The 16,028-nt window shown below is 69.2% G+C and carries 12 protein-coding genes; 6 read left to right on the forward strand and 6 right to left on the reverse strand.

Annotation, left to right across the window (positions count from 1 at the left end; translation table 11 throughout):
- Window positions 1-196: 196 nt before the first annotated feature.
- Window positions 197-1,423: an FAD-dependent monooxygenase gene (locus tag FOF48_RS25580; RefSeq protein ID WP_143905537.1), complete on the reverse strand. Its 1,227-nt coding sequence runs from the start codon at window positions 1,421-1,423 to the stop codon at window positions 197-199.
- A 131-nt stretch (window positions 1,424-1,554) separates the two neighbouring features.
- Between FOF48_RS25580 and FOF48_RS25585 the strand changes: the two genes are divergently transcribed.
- Window positions 1,555-2,463: a TetR/AcrR family transcriptional regulator C-terminal domain-containing protein gene (locus FOF48_RS25585; RefSeq protein WP_143905539.1), complete on the forward strand. Its 909-nt coding sequence runs from the start codon at window positions 1,555-1,557 to the stop codon at window positions 2,461-2,463.
- A 283-nt stretch (window positions 2,464-2,746) separates the two neighbouring features.
- Window positions 2,747-4,372 (forward strand): hypothetical protein, encoded by a 1,626-nt coding sequence (locus FOF48_RS25590; protein ID WP_143905540.1) that lies wholly within the window; start codon window positions 2,747-2,749, stop codon window positions 4,370-4,372.
- A 1-nt stretch (window position 4,373) separates the two neighbouring features.
- On the opposite strand, the gene FOF48_RS25595 is transcribed toward FOF48_RS25590, so the two are convergent.
- The gene (locus FOF48_RS25595; protein WP_143905542.1) at window positions 4,374-5,201 is read right to left on the reverse strand and encodes a crotonase/enoyl-CoA hydratase family protein; all 828 of its coding nucleotides are present in this window, start codon (window positions 5,199-5,201) and stop codon (window positions 4,374-4,376) included.
- A 91-nt stretch (window positions 5,202-5,292) separates the two neighbouring features.
- The gene (locus FOF48_RS25600; protein ID WP_255442652.1) at window positions 5,293-5,907 is read right to left on the reverse strand and encodes a hypothetical protein; all 615 of its coding nucleotides are present in this window, start codon (window positions 5,905-5,907) and stop codon (window positions 5,293-5,295) included.
- Window positions 5,908-6,678: 771 nt separating this feature from the next.
- Between FOF48_RS25600 and FOF48_RS25605 the strand changes: the two genes are divergently transcribed.
- A complete protein-coding gene (locus tag FOF48_RS25605; RefSeq protein ID WP_143905544.1) occupies window positions 6,679-7,584 on the forward strand; it encodes a bile acid:sodium symporter family protein in 906 nt (301 codons plus the stop codon).
- 72 nt (window positions 7,585-7,656) lie between these two features.
- On the opposite strand, the gene FOF48_RS25610 is transcribed toward FOF48_RS25605, so the two are convergent.
- Complete coding sequence (locus FOF48_RS25610) at window positions 7,657-9,414, reverse strand: SulP family inorganic anion transporter (RefSeq protein ID WP_186002065.1); 1,758 nt, start codon at window positions 9,412-9,414, stop codon at window positions 7,657-7,659.
- A gap of 172 nt (window positions 9,415-9,586) precedes the next feature.
- Between FOF48_RS25610 and FOF48_RS25615 the strand changes: the two genes are divergently transcribed.
- From FOF48_RS25615 to FOF48_RS25625, 3 genes are read left to right on the forward strand one after another with little or no spacing between them, the layout of a single operon-like run.
- Window positions 9,587-11,083, forward strand: a complete 1,497-nt coding sequence (locus FOF48_RS25615; protein WP_143905548.1) for a HAMP domain-containing sensor histidine kinase — start codon at window positions 9,587-9,589, stop codon at window positions 11,081-11,083.
- On the forward strand, window positions 11,073-12,518 hold the full coding sequence (locus FOF48_RS25620; RefSeq protein WP_143905550.1) for a sigma-54 dependent transcriptional regulator: 1,446 nt from the start codon (window positions 11,073-11,075) through the stop codon (window positions 12,516-12,518). Before FOF48_RS25615 ends, FOF48_RS25620 begins: the two co-directional genes overlap by 11 nt.
- The gene (locus tag FOF48_RS25625) at window positions 12,515-12,922 is read left to right on the forward strand and encodes a helix-turn-helix transcriptional regulator (RefSeq protein ID WP_255442653.1); all 408 of its coding nucleotides are present in this window, start codon (window positions 12,515-12,517) and stop codon (window positions 12,920-12,922) included. The genes FOF48_RS25620 and FOF48_RS25625 overlap by 4 nt, the downstream gene beginning before the upstream one ends.
- On the opposite strand, the gene FOF48_RS25630 is transcribed toward FOF48_RS25625, so the two are convergent.
- Window positions 12,907-14,382 (reverse strand): putative metal-binding motif-containing protein, encoded by a 1,476-nt coding sequence (locus tag FOF48_RS25630; RefSeq protein WP_143905552.1) that lies wholly within the window; start codon window positions 14,380-14,382, stop codon window positions 12,907-12,909. The two genes, FOF48_RS25625 and FOF48_RS25630, sit on opposite strands and share 16 nt — an antisense overlap.
- Before the next feature lie 92 nt (window positions 14,383-14,474).
- Window positions 14,475-15,926 carry a hypothetical protein gene (locus FOF48_RS25635; RefSeq protein ID WP_143905554.1) on the reverse strand — a complete coding sequence of 484 codons (1,452 nt, stop codon included), beginning with the start codon at window positions 15,924-15,926 and terminating at the stop codon, window positions 14,475-14,477.
- Between the last annotated feature and the right edge of the window lie 102 nt (window positions 15,927-16,028).

Here is a 16,028-nt window from a genome sequence, read left to right on the forward strand (position 1 = left end):
GCAGATGCTGAAGCCGTCGGCGCACTGGGGCTGTGCCCGGGGCCGCTTTCAACGAGGCGTTGACGCGTCAGGGAGGAGATGTGCCTGCCCAGAATTCAATCGCCTTGGACTGGCACGTCCAGGCTCACTTCGAGCAGGACCGTGAAGACGGGACTGCCCCAACCCTTCGAGAGCCATCCCGAAAGCGTGGAATGGGCTACGCGGGCATCCGCCTCCCGTCATCGGGCCTGGGTGTGGCGAAGGCACCGCCATACTCCGGGAGTTCGAACGCATTGGCTGCATGGGTGACAAGCCTCTCGAACACGCGCTCGAGGGGCTTCGCGGTGAGCATCCGGTAGAACTGGTTGCGCAGGAACAGCCCAGGCCGCGTGCGGGGTGCGAAGAAACCGCCCACGCGCTTCGCGCCGTCCTGTGCGGGAGTCGCATAGGGCCGCATCCGGGCCTCGAAGCGCGCGAAGGCAGCGGAGTGCGCGTCCGGGCTCGCGCTGAGCTCTCCCGCGAGCACATACGCCCCCACTACCGCGAGGGGCGTGCCCTGCCCCCCGAGCGTGCCACCCCACGCCGCGTCTCCGAGCAGCACCACGCGTCCTTGCCAGTACCGTTCAAGCCGCACGGAGCCGACGTCATCGAAGTAGACGTCCTCCGCTTCGAGCAGCCCGTCCACGAGCTGCCGCGTCTTCCACCCCGCGCCCGCGAAAGCCGCTGAGACCGCTTCGCGCGCCGCGGTCGGAGAACGTTCGCGTGGCCCGAGGGGTGCACCCGTGAAGACAAACAGCGCGCGGGACTGCTCCGCGTCACGCGCGCTGGTGACGCTCACCCCACGCCCCGGCTCGCTGTAGATGACGCCGCGCTGCCTCAGCCCCAGCACGTTTGGCAGGGTGCAGCCAGCGACGCGGTAGCCGTGGTGCATCAGACAGTCATGGGCCCCGCCGAAGAGCAGCGAGCGCACGTTCGAGCGAAGCCCATCCGCGCCCACCACCAGGTCGAAGCGCTGCGGGGTGTGCTGTTCGAACGCGACCTCCACGCCGCCAGGGGTCTCGTGCAGCGAGGTCGGGGCGTCCCCGAAGCGATACTCCACGGTCTCTCGCGTCCGCTCGAAGAGCAGCTGACAGAGGTCCCCGCGCTGGAGCTCGACGTCGCCGCTCATCATCAGCGGGGGCAGCTCCACCCGTGTCCGGCCCTTGGCGTCGATGAGGGCCTGCGTCCCTAGCCGCGTCCGCCGGTCGTGGATCGCCTCCCACAACCCCATGCGCTCGAGCACGCTCCGGTGCACGGGACCGCGGAAGTCCACGGCCTGCCCACCGGTGCGCAGCGAGTGAGCGCGTTCGACGACGGTGACCCGCCAGCCCTGCCCCGCGAGCCACCCGGCGAGTGAGGGGCCCGCGATTCCTGCTCCAACGATGAGGACGTGAGGTCGTGCCATGATGCGTACGCTGTACGCACGCACCCTCCGCCGCAATGTGCCCCGCGACGATGTTGCCCGGTGTTCTAGCTCAAGCGAACGCGTGCGCCAGGGCGTGCGGATGCGCCGCGCTCTGTACTAGTACAAGCCTCATGGGAACGGCCCCCTACCAGCGTATCGTCGAGGACGTGAAGAAGCAGGTCCGCGCCGGCGCGCTCCAGCCCGGCGACCGGTTGCCGTCCACCCGGGAGCTCGCCCGGCAGTGGAAGGTCGCGCTCGCGACGGCGGCGCATGCCATGAGGGTGCTCGCGCAGGAGGGCGTGGTGAAGGCCCTGCCGCGTGTGGGCACCGTTGTCGCTGGGGGCGCCTCCCGGACCGGTGCGGCGCGCGGCACGGCGGAGTCCACGCGCGAGCGCATCGTGCGCGCGGCGATCACCATGGCGGATGACGAAGGCCTGCCAGCGCTTTCCATTCGTGGAGTCGCATCGAAGCTGGGCCTGCCGGTGATGTCGCTCTACCGGTACGTCGCGAGCAAGGAGGTGCTGCTCGTGATGATGGCGGAGGCGGCGTTCGCGGAGGAGCCGCTGCCACGGGAGCCTCCGCAGGGCTGGCGCGCGCAGTTGGAGCTGGCGGCGCGGCTGGAGTGGCGGGTCTTCAAGCGGCACCCCTGGCTCGCGCGCGTGGTGAACCTCACGCGGCCCCAGCCGCAGCCGGGTGCGCTCGCCTTCGCGGACTGGGTGATGCGCGCGCTCCTGGAGACGCGGCTCCCGGCGCAGGACATGATGAGCGTCCACGTGCTGCTCCACGCGTTCGTGCAGGGCATCGCGGTCAACCTCGAGTCCGAAGCCGACGCGGTCGCGCAGACGGGCATGAACGACGAGGAGTTCATGCGGCAGACCGAGTCCGTCTTCCTCCGCTTCGCGACGTCAGGGCGCTTCCCGCACTTCGCGAAGGTGCTCGCCGACCTGCGCACGGGCTTCGACCTGGACTTCGACGCACTGTTCGAATCGGGCCTGCGCGTCTGGCTCGACGGCCTCGAAGTCCGGCTCGCGAAGCGGTGATGATCCGGCCACCGCCCCACTTCTACTGTGACGCGGGCAGTTCGCCGTGACGTCGCAGGGCGGAGGCCAGGACGCGGAAGGGCCCGGGTGCCGAGCCGCCCGTCGCCGGAGCTGCCCGGGCGCAGTCCCCTCTTCGCATGGTGGTGGGAAGGACTCTGAGCATCCCTCGCGGCTCGACACCCGAGGACGTTGGGGTCATCTCACCCCCGCACCGCCGCCTTGACTTCAGGACCTGCGAGCCCGTTTGATTACAAATAATTATCAACTGGAATCAGGAACCGTCATGCCCGATGTCGAAACCGCGCTGGAGATGCTGGAGTACTGCCGTTTCGCATACAAGGCATACGCCCAGACCTGCACCTACCCGCTGGACCCATTCTACGAGGCGCATGGGGCCGGAAAGTGGCAGGGCGCGCGAGACCGCGTGATGGCCCATGTGCACAAGCTCATGGACAGCGACGAGGACGTCCGCAAGTTCGACCCCATTGAATACAATCTCACCCAGCTCCCCAATCCCTCGCACGGCATCGTGTATCGCGGTGGCTCCGCGGAAGAGCCCTACATCCTCTTCCAGCCACGCGAACTCGACCGCTCCATCTCCTATGTGCAGGGCGTGGCCCTGGATGGAAGCGACATCTGGGGCTTCGACATCCACGGCGCGATCGGCTCGAAGCGGTGCTGCTACTTCCAGGGCAAGACGGGCATGACCCAGACGCACCCGGAGGCGGGCTGGCCCAGTTGGATGGGAGCGGCGATCTATGACCCGGACAAGCAGCGGATGGTCATCACCTTCCGGGGGAGCCGGAGCGGAAAAGGGGGCCGCGCCCTGTCACAGGCCCTGGTCAAGAGCGCGGGGAGCCCGGACTGGGTCACGGACATGAACCACCTGAAGGCCGTCCAGGTCCCGCGGTTCAGCCGGGCGAGCCTCGCGTGCGGGTTCTGGTATGCCTATGAGAGCTGCCGGGAGTCGCTGGAAGGCGCCTTCCTGGAGGCACTGCACCACCGGGGACTCAAGGAGATCATCTTCACGGGGCACAGCCTGGGCGGTGCGCTCGCGCAATGCGCATACATCGACATGATGGGAGGGGAGCTGCTCAGCCGGAGCGCGGCGATGCAGCGGATCAAGAAGACGGTGCCCATCTCCTGCTATGCCATCTCCGCCCCGCCCATCGTCCTGGGCCGTGAATCTGCGGCGAAGGTCTCCGTGCACGTGGGGGCGATGAATATCTTCCACTACTTCTCGCCCAAGGACGCCGTGCACCACAGCGCGAAGGTGGATTTCTCCGGGGTGACGGCGGTGAACTCGGTCGTGGGCTTTTCGACGCATCCGCTCACGACGGCGGTCCACCTGGGCACGGAGTTTCCCCTGGAGGGGTGCACGGCCGCCTTCCCCGACTCGCACGAACCCGAGGAGGTGCGACGGGGGCTCGTCGCGGCCATCGCGAGCTTTCGGCGCATGGGCCTGGGCGCGGACCCGGGGTTCTGGCCCACCTTCGAGTTCAACCCTTGCGGCGCGTGGGGCGCGTCCGTCCGGCACGGGTGGGCCACGGGTACGCTCGCGGAGAACCTGAAGATGGCGCTCGTGAGCAGCGTCTCGGACGGGGGGACCCAGGCCCGGGCGGAGCTCTGGTCGGAGGTCATCAAGGGGATGGAGAGCGGTGGGTACCGCCGCCTGGACGACACGAGCGGCGCCGCGTTCGACTCCTTTGGCGATGCGGTGCGTTTGGTCGGCGAGCTCAGCAATCCCTTCACGGACAACCGGGCGCAGAACGCGCTGGAGTTGAAGAAGCTCCGGACCGCGCTGCTCAAGTCCTACGAGGGGGCCTCGAGCCACAAGGCCACCTCGAGCGTCTACTTCGTGATGCTCCAGTACCTGACCGCGATGCAGTACGGACTCGACATCGTCTGAGTCAGCGGCCCTGGAAGTGGGGCGGCCGGCGCTCGGCGAAGGCGGAGAAGGCCTCCGTCAGGTCATGGGACTGGAGGAACGCCGAGTTCCACACCGCCACGTAGCGAAGCCCATCCGCGATGGACTTGTCCGCGCAGTACTCCATCACCTGCTTGGCGCCCTGGATGACGAGCGGCGGATTGTCGGCGATGCGCCGCGCCGTCGCCCGTGCCTCCGTGAGCAGGGCCTCGGGCGTGGGGAAGACCTCATTGACCAGGCCGATGCGCAGCGCGCGAGCGGCGTCCACGTCGCCGCCGGTGTAGGCCAGCTCGCGGGTGTTCCCCTCGCCGATGATGCGCGGAAGGCGCTGGAGCGCGCCCAGGTCCGCGACGATGCCGACCTTCACCTCGCGCAGGGAGAACTTCGCGTCCTGCGAGCAGTACCGGAAGTCACACGCGGCGATGAGGTCCATGCCCCCGCCAATGCACCAGCCATGCACCGCGGCGATGACGGGCTTCTTGCACCTCGCCACCCCTTCGGTGGCCTGCTGCATCTCCCCAATCAGCTTGAGCAGCCGGCTGCGCTCCAGGGCCAGGTTGCTCTCCGCGGTGAGCAGCGGCCCCAGGGACTCCATCATCCCCATCAGGTCGAGGCCATAGGTGAAGTGGCTGCCCTCGCCGCGCACCAGCACGACGCGCACCTCGTCGTCGGCGTCCAGCGCGCGAAGCGCCTCGGGCATCTCCCGCCAGAAGTCGGGGCCCATGGCGTTGCCCTTGCCGGGACCGGTGAGCACCAGCTCGGCGATGCCGTCGCCCTTCTCGATGCGCAATGACTTGTACGAAGTGCTCATCCGTTTCCTCCCAGGAAGGTTCGCCGGAGGCACTTGAGCAGATGCAGCGCGGCTTCGTCCACGGACGTGCCGCATACCGAGGTGCCGGGCGTTACTCCCACTCCTTCGCGACGTCCCTCGGGGCCGGTGGGGGAGGGGGCGGAGGGAAGTAGCGCGCCCGGTGGTGATCCCAGTCCGACCAGGTCACCTTCTGCCCGAACTCGGCCACCCTGCCCCGCACGTCATCGACGGAGGACTGACGCTCACGTCCGTCGGTGAAGGCCTGATCGACGCGACCCTCCTTGAACGTGGCGCGGAAGATGAGCGTCTTCTCGCTACACCTCGTCCCCGTATAGATGGGCTTGAAGCGAACGCCATCCACACGGACCAGGTGATACTCCAGCTTGTTGTATTTCTGGTTGGGCTCCAGTCGGCCCATGCTGCACCGGGCGACCACCTCGGAAACCTCGTGCAGGAACACCCGGGAGTTGGCCGCCGCCTCCGGAATCAGGCCGGGCGCGTCCCTTGGATTCATGTCCGCCAGCGCGTTGTCGATGCTCTCGTTGAGCAGCCGCGCGAGTGTCGGGCTGGGGATGTTGCCGGGCACTTCGGGCGGCGCCAGCCAGGGCGTCAGGATGAAGTAGCCACCGGGAAGCATGACCGCCAGGGAGAAGCCCACCACCAGCGCCACGTTGGTCCGCTTCGCCCGCTCTTGCTCTTGCGTCATCGCTTCGGTCCCCAGGGCGAGGAGGTCCCACGCTCCCCCGCGTTCGCGCTGACGCCGGGACTATCATGAAACGAGCCGTTGAAGGTTCCGTCAACGGCAGCAAGACGCCCGAAGAACAAGCCGGGCTGAAAACATTGAAGACATCCGACCTGACACGAGGTGCTCTAAACCCGCGACGGCGCACGCCTTTCGCTGAGTCGTGAGTGAATCCGGCCACTTCGAGTCCACGGGGCAGACCTCGCCAGTCCCACCTGTCACCCGGAGTCCTCTCCCGTCTTGGAGACATTTTGGAGACGAAGCCAGGGGCTCACTGAGCCCTTCCATGGGCGAGGCGTGAGGGACTGGGAGCTGCCGCCATCTGGTCTCGAATCAAGGCCGGGGAAGCGGTCCAGGGTTCGCCCCTCCTGACGCACTGTCCTGGTCGCGCCTCGAACCACCCGAGCAGCCAGGGGTTCCACGGAAGCCCGTGGGAGCCCCTCCGCAGTGTGAGCCCTGACGAGGTGTGGCAGGGGAGGGGCAGGTGGAGGAGTGAAATTGCCCCGATTCCGCAGAGCGTTCCGCGCTTTCGCCCTCAAGCGGCCCTTCTTGGCCCCTCTTCACCAGCCCGCCGCCCTCAACAGGGCTCCTCTCCGTCCTATACTTTCGCCTTGCTGCCTCCGTCTGGCATTGGAGTCGCAGCCAGAGTATGAGCGGTCGATGAGGCGCAGGAGCGGCTGGCTCCTGCGAAGCGGGGCTTTCTGGCAGAGTGTGTGCTTTCGCCAGGGGCCCGCCATGCAGAGCAGTGCCATCACCGAAGTGTTCCTGCCGATTGCGTTGGGCGTCATCATGCTCGGCCTCGGGCTGAGCCTCACCCTCGCGGACTTCCGCCGCGTTGCGTTGTATCCGCGCGCGGCGCTGGTGGGCCTGGGCTGTCAGACGCTGCTCATGCCTGGGGTCTGTTACGCCATCGCGACCGGCTTCGGGCTACCACCCCAGCTCGCCGTGGGGTTGATGCTGCTCTCCGCCACGCCGGGCGGCGCGACGGCGAACCTCTTCAGTCACTTGGCCAAGGGCGATGTCGCGCTGAACGTCAGCCTGACGGCGGTCAACAGCGTGCTGTCGCTGCTCACGCTGCCGCTCATCGTGAACTTCTCCCTGGCGCACTTCATGGGGGAGGAGCGCGCCATTCCGTTGCAGTTCGCGAAGATCGTCCAGGTGTTCGGCATCGTCCTGGTGCCCATCTCGCTGGGAATGTTCGTGCGCGCGAAGCGGCCGGCGCTCGCGGATGGCCTGGACCGGCCGGTGCGCATCATCTCGGCGCTGTTCCTGGTGCTCGTGGTGCTCGCGGCGACGCTCAAGGAGCGGGACCAGTTGGTCACGTACTTCCAGAGCGTGGGGCTCGCGGCGCTGGCCTTCAACCTGGCCAGCATGGCGGTGGGCTTCGTGGTGCCCAGCCTGCTGCGCGTCGAGCGCAAGCAGGCGGTGGCGATCGCGATGGAGGTGGGCATCCACAACGGCACGCTCGCCATCGCCATCGCGTCCAGCCCCCGGTTGCTCAATGACGGCGTGATGGCCATTCCCGCGGCCATCTACAGCGTCATCATGTTCTTCACCGCCGGAGTCTTCGGCGCCGTGGTCGCCCGGAGGCAGGCCCCGAGCGCGACCGCGGAGGACCTCCAACCGCGCAGGGCTCCGTGAAGCAGGTGGGCCGGCGCGGGAGCCCCCGGGGGCCTCGGGGGGCTCGATCCGCCACGGCCGCGGATATGCGCTTCACGGATGCGCGGAGGGCGCGGGGCCGGCGACACGCTCCAGGGGCACGGGGTGCGCGTGCGCGGCGACAGGCTCCATGGGCGCGGGCTGCATGAGTCCTGCGCCCAGGAGCGCCCCCTCCATCGAGCCGTGCATCCGCCCTTCGAGCAGGTGCTTCGCGATCGGCTCGAGCGCGGCCTCCAGATGGGGCGGCACCTTCACCAGGGCCAGGTGCGCGCTGCGCACGGCGAGGAACTCCGCCAGGTACTGGAGCGTCGCCACACCGGCGGCGTCCACGAGCGACACCCGCGACAGGTCGACAACCACGAGCTTCGCCCATGGCGGGCCGTCCACGAGGTCGTAGAGCTTCAGGTGGTTGATGAACAGGATGGGCCCGTCCACGCGCGCGACCATGAGGTCCAGCGCTTCGGGGGTGTGGGGCGTTTCGGGGGCCTGCGTGTGCAGGTTGCGCTGCAGCTGCGACGCATCCGTCACCCGCTGCACCTCCAGCCGCAGGGCGCCATGGCGCCGCACGTAGAGGATGCTCGCCAGCGCGAGCCCGGCCCCGATGCCGGCGAACACGTTGAACACCGCGATACCCAGCGCGGTGACGAGCACCACGCTCAACGTCGACTTGGATTGATTCCACATGGCGACAAGGCCCTCCAGATTGAGCAGGCGCACCCCCACCACCAGCAGGATGGCGGTGAGTGCGGCAATGGGGATTCGCGCCACCAGGGACGCGAGCAGCGCCATGGCCACGAAGAGCCACAGTGCATGCAGGACGGAAGCAGCGCGGGTGCGCGCACCCGCTTGAATGGAAGCGCTGGCGCGCACGATGGCGCCCATCACCGGGAAGCCACCCACGAGTCCGGCGGTCATGTTGGCCAGGCCTTGCGCCATCAGGTCCTGGTCCAGGTCACTCTGGGTGCGCGCCCCCGTGAGCGTGTCCAGCGAGCTGGTCGCGAGCAGCGAGCCCAGCGACGCGAGCAACGCGAGGCCGAACGCCGCCGGCAGGAGCGACGCGAGGTGCACGCCTTCGAAGGACGGCAGCGTCGGCATGGGCAGCGAGCGCGGCAGGGCGCCCACCGCGTCGTAGCCCGCCCCGAGCGTGACCATGAGCACGGTGCCGAGCGTCAGCCCCACGAGGACCGCGGGGATGCGCTTGTGGAGCCGGGGCAGCCCCACCATGGCCAGCGCCGTGAGGGCTCCGGCCGCGACCCCGAGCCACCCCACGTGGTCGCCCCAGGTGCGCCGCAGCACGAGCGCCACGGCGTTCGCATGCGTGTCCTCCACCGCGAACAGCCGCGGCAGCTGCGTGTTGAGCAGCAGAAGCCCGATGCCCACCGTGAAGCCCATCACCACTGGCCGGGGAATGAGCCGCGCGAACCGGCCGGCGCGCACGAGCCCCAACGCCACCTGCATGGCGCCCGCGAGCACCGTGGCGATGGCGAGGCCCGCGGCCCCATGCGCCGCCACGATGGCCGCGGCCATGGGCAGCAGCGCCGCCTCCGGGCCGGTGACCTGGAAGCGGCTGCCACTGAGCAGCCCGCCCACGACGCCGGCCACCACGCCGGAGACGAGCCCCACGCTCGCGGGCAGTCCCGCCGCGGTGGCGAGCGCGACATTGAGGGGAAGGGCCACGCACGCCACGCTCAGGCCGGCGGCCGCGTCGGCTGGCAGGCTGCTGGGCTGCACCATCTCGCGCCAGCTTTGGAGGAGCTCGCCCGCACGGCGGGTCGAGAAGGGTCGCTTGGAGAGAGCGGTCGTCGAACGCATGGACGACACGCCTTTCAGGTGTCGTGCCAGGGGCCGTGTCAGAGGGAGGCGTGCCCCCGCTGTCGGTCCACACCAGCAGCGCCCTGTCGGCTCCGACCAACACTGTTGGGACCGACAGACGGCCGTGCGAAGGGACGGGCCGTGCGCACGGGCGCGGGTTAGATTGCGCGCCATGTTGGTGCTTCGACTGCGTGCCCGGCTCCTGTTGTCCTACGCCGTGGTCACCGCGCTGCTGTTGGCCGCGTTCTCACAGATGGCCGTGGGCCTCATGCACACCCACGAGGTGGTGGCGAGCGTGGGCCAAGAGGAGCTCGCGTCCTTCGAGCGGGAGCAGCGGGTGTACGTCGCGGCCTGGGCGCTCGAACTGGCGGTGCGGCGCGGCGTGGTGGCCTGCGAGCAGCACGACAGCAGCGCGGCCTCCGTGCACCGCGCTGTCGCCAGCGCGCGCCAGGATCTCCAGACCGCGCTCGGCGCCGGCTCGGAGCGACTCGACGCGGGCTTCCGCGCGAGCGCCCAGGACTATGTGCAGTACGCCCTGCAACTGGAGCAGGCCGGCACCTGTGAGTCGATGCTGTCGTTCCCCCTCCGTGAGCGGCGGCTGCACCTGGATGAGGTCCTCACCACGGTGTGGTCCGAGCGCACGCGGGACATGCGCCTGGCCATCCAGGCGAAGGAGGACCACGCGCGCGCCATCGGCTCGGCGTCGCTGCGCTCCGGCGGACTCTTCGGCCTCCTGGGCATCCTCGCCGCGGGAGCGCTCGCCCTGTCGCAGGCGCGCGCGGTGTCGAACTCGGTGGCGCTGCTCTCCACGCATGCGCGCCGCATCGGCCAGGGGGACTTCAGCCCGCTGCCCCCCCTGCGAGGCCCCGAGGAGCTGCGCGCGCTCTCGTTGGACCTGGACCGCATGCGTGGGCGCCTGGCGGAGCTGGATCAGCTCAAGAGCGCGTTCGTGGCTTCGGTGTCCCACGACCTGCGCACGCCGCTGGCCCGGGTGCGCGAGGCCCTCTCGCTCCTGGGCGATGGCAGCACGGGCCCCCTGACGCCGCAGCAGGCCCGCGTGGTGAAGCTCGCCCAGGCCGCGTGCGAGCGGGAGATCCGCATGGTGACCTCCGTGTTGGACCTGTCGCGCGTGCAGTCCGGCCAGCCGCTGCAGCGCAACGCCGGGGCCTCGGTGGACCAGATCGTCCAGAACGTCCTCCGGGACCTTGCCTTCGAAGCGGATGAGCGCAAGGTCCAGCTGGTGTACGACCCCGCCTCGAAGCCCGTGCGTGCGCCCATCGACGACCCCCTGGTCGAGCGCGCCCTGTCCAACCTGGTGAGCAACGCCATCGCGGTCTCCAGCGCGGGCAAGACGGTGCGCATCACGTGTGAGCTGGTGAGCCGCAAGCGCCATGGCGCCGCCAGCGCCGTTCCCGCGGTCCAGCTGTCCGTCGCGGACCAGGGCCCGGGCGTGCCCGCGCACGCGCGCGAGTGGATCTTCCGGCCCTTCGCGAGCCTCGAGGTCGGCGGGCGCCGCAGCACGGGGCTGGGCCTGACCATCGCGCGTGAGATGGTCGCCGCGCATGGCGGTGAGCTGTCGCTCGCGGACACTTCCGGGCCTGGCGCCACCTTCACCTTCTGGATTCCCCTTGAAGACTCCGCGTCCCCCGGAGGCCGCCTTGACGCCTGAGCCCCCCGTCCAGCAGCCCCATGTGCTCCTGGTGGACGATGACCTCCAGCTCGCGGAGCTGATGTCCATGCGGATGACTTCACGCGGCTACCGCGTGACCGTGGAAGGCGAGGGCAAGGCCGCCCTGCGCAGGCTCTCGCAGGAGCGCGTGGACGCGATGGTGCTCGACCTGCGTCTGGAGGACATGGATGGCATGGATGTGCTCCGGGCCGTGCGGCAGCGTGCGCCCGAGCTGTCCGTCATCATGCTCACCGCGCACGGCTCCATCGAAACCGCGGTGCAGGCCATGCAGGAGGGGGCCTACGGCTTCCTGACCAAGCCGTTTCACGACCACGAGCTCATGCAGAAGCTCACGCACGCGCTCGAGCGTTCGCTGCTGCGCCAGGAGGTGGCCGAGCTGCGGCGGCGCATGGGGGAGGAAGGCGAGCCCCTGCTGCTGGGCATCAGCGAGGCCATTTCGCGCGTGCGCGAGGTGATTGCCCGCATCGCCCCCACCGACGCCACGGTCCTGCTCACCGGCGAGAGTGGCACCGGCAAGGAGCTGGCGGCGCGGATGCTCCACGTGCTCTCGCGCCGCAACACGGGGCGCTTCGTCGCCGTCAACTGCGGCGCCCTTCCGCCAGAGCTGCTGGAGAGCGAGCTGTTCGGTCACGTGAAGGGCGCGTTCTCCGGGGCCGTGCGCGAGCGCGAAGGCCTGTTTGGCGCGGCCAACGGCGGCACGCTGTTCCTGGATGAAATCGGCGAGGCGTCCCCGTCCGTGCAGGTGAAGCTCCTGCGCGTGCTACAGGAGCAGCGGCTCACGCGCGTGGGCGCGGACGTGGAGGAGCCCGTGGACGTGCGGGTGGTCGCCGCCACCAACCGGGACCTCGCGGAAGAGGTGGCCGCGAAGCGCTTCCGCCAGGACCTCTACTTCCGGCTGCACGTGGTGCCCATCGAGCTGCCACCCCTGCGCGAGCGGCTCGAGGACATCCCCCTGCTCGCGCAACTCTTCCTGGAGCGCACGGCGAGCCGCTACGGCCTGCGTCCGCCGCGCCTGTCGCCCGCGACGGTGGAGCTGATGCAGCGCTATGGCTGGCCGGGCAACGTCCGGGAGCTCATCCACGAGATGGAGGCCGCGGTGCTCCTGGCCGGTGCGGACGAGCTCCAGCCGCGGCATGTGCCCCGCCTGGGGCAGGCGCTGGAGCGGCCCCCGGCCGGGAGCGCGCAGCTGCCGGTGGTTCCGGCCGGGACGGAGGACCTGCCCTCGCTGCGCGAAGCCCGCGATGCCTTCGAGCGCGCCTACCTGGCGGAGGCCATGCGCCGCTGCAATGGCAGTGTCAGTGCAGCGGCGCGAATGGCCGGGCGCAACCGGAGCGACTTCTACGACCTGCTCAAGCGGCACGGACTGTCCGCCGCTGACTTCAAGGGACCCTCCGAGGGCGGGCCCACGGGTTGAGCCCGCCCCTTCGCCGCGGTGGCTACGGCGTCCTCACGCAGACCCCGCGCTGGGGCTCCGTCTTCAGTTTGAACGACGTCTGGCCCGAGGACAGGTTGATGCCCAGGGCCGTGGTGGTCGGTGAGCTCCAGGTGCTGGAGCTCCAGAAGGAGTCCGCGGACCAGCGGGAGACGGGGCTCACACCGCACCAGTTCCTGCTGCGGACGCGGGTGCTCCACGCCCTGGCCCTGCTGCGCGACACGCGAAGGCCGGTGACGGAGATTGCGTTCGACGTGGGGTTCGGGGACCTGTCGAACTTCATCCACACGTTCCGCAGGGAGCTGGGCTGCTCCCCGCGGGCCTTCCGCGAGACGACGCCCGCGGCCTGGGCCGCCGCGGGCCTCCAGACTCAGGGCGCGCAGTAGCGCACGGACTGGAGGCTGTAGCTTTCCGTCGGCATGTTGGTAGCGGTCATCAGGAGCGCCCCCATCCAGTGTCCGGGGAGCTCATGCATCAACACCCACTGCGAATAGCGGTGCAGGGCCATGTACTGGGGGCCCGGGCTCTGGTCCTTCGCGAGGCCGTTGGGCCCCCGGGTCCAGAACCGGCCCTCCCAGTTGAAGAACGTGTCGTCCGCCCCCTGGGGGGACACGTCGCGCACGGAGAGCCAAGCCATCTGGAGGCCCCTGGAGGTCATCGTGGCGCCGAACCACGGCACCTCGCCCTCCGTCGTGGACACGAGCGTTTCCGGAACACCCCCCTCGAGAACGGACCGGACCTGCTTGAGCGGGGAAGGACGAACCGACGTCTCGCGATAGAGCAGCGACGGCTTGTCGCCCAGCAACATGGCCGTGGGCGAATACCCCACGTCGAGCACCCGCGACTGGGTCGCGGCCGACAGGCTGCCGTCGTAGCGCATCAACTGGATGCGTGACGGCTGGTCGACGCCATGGTCTTCCAGCACCATCAACAGGAACCCTCCATCCTCGAGCCCCATCACGGTCGGAGTGGAGAGCCTGACCTGCTCCTCCTTCGTCAGGAACAGGATCCAGGGACCGCTCACCACGCCTCCGTCCAGGTCCACGACCCGCCCCAGCACCTCCTTGGCATTGCTCGTGGCGCTCCAGACCACCGCGAGCTGCTGCCCATCCCTGCTCGCGGCCACCCGCGCGGAGACCGTGACCTGGAAGTGTTGGAAGATGACGACGCCCCCCGCGGGGCCCACGGGGTTGCCCTGCTCATCCAGGTGAACGAGGCGACCTTGCGAGACGACGTCCGAGGTCACGTACCGCCCGACGTAGACCAGCGCCGGTCCACGTGCGGTCCGCACCAGGCTGACCGAGGTGATCGGAGCGGGGCCGGGCGCGACGGGCACCTGAATGACGGCCTGCAGCTTCAGGGACGCATCGAGACGGCGCACCTGGATCGTGTCCGAGCCCGCGACGGATGCCACCAGGAAGCCCCCAGACACGGGCAGGCTGTCCACGAGGCCTCCGTACGGCGGCGTTCCCAGGGAATCCACCTGCGCCCAGGTGGCCGGATCCGCCACCCCGTCACAATCGTTGTCCAGCCCGTCGCAACGCGTCTCCGTGGCCTCGTAGTCCGCGCCATAGGAGCGCGCGGTGCATACGGGCTCATAGGCGCCGTCCACCATGGCCCGTCTGGCTCCGGCACAGACGCCCTGGGTCTTCTCGCAGGGCAGGGCCTGCGCCACGCCACTGTCGGGCGTCCCGGCGTCGTCCGTGCTGCCCGCATCCGTCCCGGCATCCACCTGCGTGCCGGCATCCGGCCCGGGGCCCGACGGGCTCGTGTTGGAACCACAGCCCACGAGCAGCAGGGCCATCAACAACGACACGCTGCCCAACGACTTCACGACCCATTGCATGTTCACAGACCTCAAGGAGCGCAGTAGCGGAGCGAGTGAAGGGTGTAGGCCCTGGGGGTTTCCGTGGCGGTCATCAGGAGCGCGCCCATCCACTAGCCCGGGAGCTCCTGCAGCCGAACCCAGTCGCCCTGTCGCTCCATGGGCATGCGCGCGGGTCCGGGAGTCCACTCCGTCACGACGCCCGAGGGGCTCCGGCCCCAGAGCCGTCCGTTCCACGGATAGAAGGCACTCAAGCCAGGAGTATAGGCGGCGCTCAAGGAGATCCAGGCCATCTGGAGCCCCCGGGAGGTCATCGTGGCGCCAAGCACGCCGGTCTGGCTCCACGACGTGGGCGTCAGCGTCTCCGACATGCTCGGGCCGAACAGGGATTGCACCAGGTGGACCCGGGGAAGGTGTCCGTCGGGTTCGCGGTAGAGCATCACGGGCTCCCCGACGCCGCCCTCTTCCGTGGGAGGCTGCCACAGCAACATGGGAAGGGCTCCATGCGCCAGCGGGAGGAGCTTCACTCCGTCATCCGGCGAGAGCTCTCGGTCGAAACGCTTCAGCCAGACGCGCCCCCCGAAAAAATCGCCCGTGTTCTCGTTCGTCGTCATCAGGAAGCCGCCCGTCTCCAGTCCCACCACCGAGGGTGAGGAGAGAAGGAACCCGCTCGACTGGAACAGCGCATGAGGTGGCGTCAGGGCCTGTCCGCTCGCATCCACGGTCATGCCCCGCACCTCGTAGGATTCGAAGGTGCGGGTCCAGACCACGGCGATCCGCTCCCCATCCAGGGATGGAGCCACACGCGTGAAGACAAAGGCACTCGGTTCCTCGAAAAGAACCAGGCCCTCCGGTGAGCCGATGGGCGTCCCCTGTTCATCCAGTGGCACGAAGCGTCCCCGCGTGACGCCGTCCGAATTCATCGCGGTGAAGGAGAGCGCGACACCGCGCGAGGTGCGCACCAACTGGGCACTCGTGATGAGCGCGAAGTCAGGAGGCAGTGGAATGAGCGATGAGCCCCGCAGGGCGAGGGCTTCATCGAACCGGAGCACCTGGATCCCCTCCGGGCTGTCGACGAAGACCATCAGGAAGCCCCCTGCCACACGGAGGCTGTCCACGGTGTTGTCAGCGGGTGCCCACTTCATCGGAGCGACGTCCGACCAGGTCGCGGGATCCGCGACGCCGTCGCAGTCGTTGTCCAGGCCGTCGCAGCGCGTCTCTGACGCCTCGTAGTCCGCGCCATAGGAGCGAGCCGTGCATACCGGCTCGTAGGCGCCATCCACCAGCGCCCGTTTGGCACCCGCGCACACGCCCTGGGTCCGTTCGCACGGCAGGGCCTCCGCCACGCCGCTGTCGGGCATCCCCGCGTCGTCCGTGACGCCCGCGTCGTCCGTGACGCCCGCGTCGTCCGCGTCGTCCGTGACGCCCGCGTCGTCCGTGACGCCCGCGTCGTCCGTGACGCCCGCGTCCACTTCCGTCCCAGCATCCGGCGGCTTCGTGGAGGGTCCACAGCCCACGAGCAACAGGGCCACCACCAACGACACACTTCCCCACGGCGATTGCATGGTCCCCTGACTCCCTGCGCCGACCAAAACAGAATTCAATGCAAAACCAGAATTTACACTGGTTCTTCCCCAGCGTCCAAAGCCTAGCATGGCCGCCGCGGT

Source organism: Corallococcus sp. Z5C101001, from assembly GCF_007352635.1.
Taxonomy (GTDB): domain Bacteria; phylum Myxococcota; class Myxococcia; order Myxococcales; family Myxococcaceae; genus Corallococcus; species Corallococcus silvisoli.

Coding starts and splice junctions, on each gene's coding strand:
- FOF48_RS25580 (WP_143905537.1), bottom strand. CDS start 1,423: ATGGCACGACCTCACGTCCTCATCGTTGGAGCAGGAATCGCGGGCCCC.
- FOF48_RS25585 (WP_143905539.1), top strand. CDS start 1,555: ATGGGAACGGCCCCCTACCAGCGTATCGTCGAGGACGTGAAGAAGCAG.
- FOF48_RS25590 (WP_143905540.1), top strand. CDS start 2,747: ATGCCCGATGTCGAAACCGCGCTGGAGATGCTGGAGTACTGCCGTTTC.
- FOF48_RS25595 (WP_143905542.1), bottom strand. CDS start 5,201: ATGAGCACTTCGTACAAGTCATTGCGCATCGAGAAGGGCGACGGCATC.
- FOF48_RS25600 (WP_255442652.1), bottom strand. CDS start 5,907: ATGACGCAAGAGCAAGAGCGGGCGAAGCGGACCAACGTGGCGCTGGTG.
- FOF48_RS25605 (WP_143905544.1), top strand. CDS start 6,679: ATGCAGAGCAGTGCCATCACCGAAGTGTTCCTGCCGATTGCGTTGGGC.
- FOF48_RS25610 (WP_186002065.1), bottom strand. CDS start 9,414: ATGCGTTCGACGACCGCTCTCTCCAAGCGACCCTTCTCGACCCGCCGT.
- FOF48_RS25615 (WP_143905548.1), top strand. CDS start 9,587: ATGTTGGTGCTTCGACTGCGTGCCCGGCTCCTGTTGTCCTACGCCGTG.
- FOF48_RS25630 (WP_143905552.1), bottom strand. CDS start 14,382: ATGCAATGGGTCGTGAAGTCGTTGGGCAGCGTGTCGTTGTTGATGGCC.
- FOF48_RS25635 (WP_143905554.1), bottom strand. CDS start 15,926: ATGCAATCGCCGTGGGGAAGTGTGTCGTTGGTGGTGGCCCTGTTGCTC.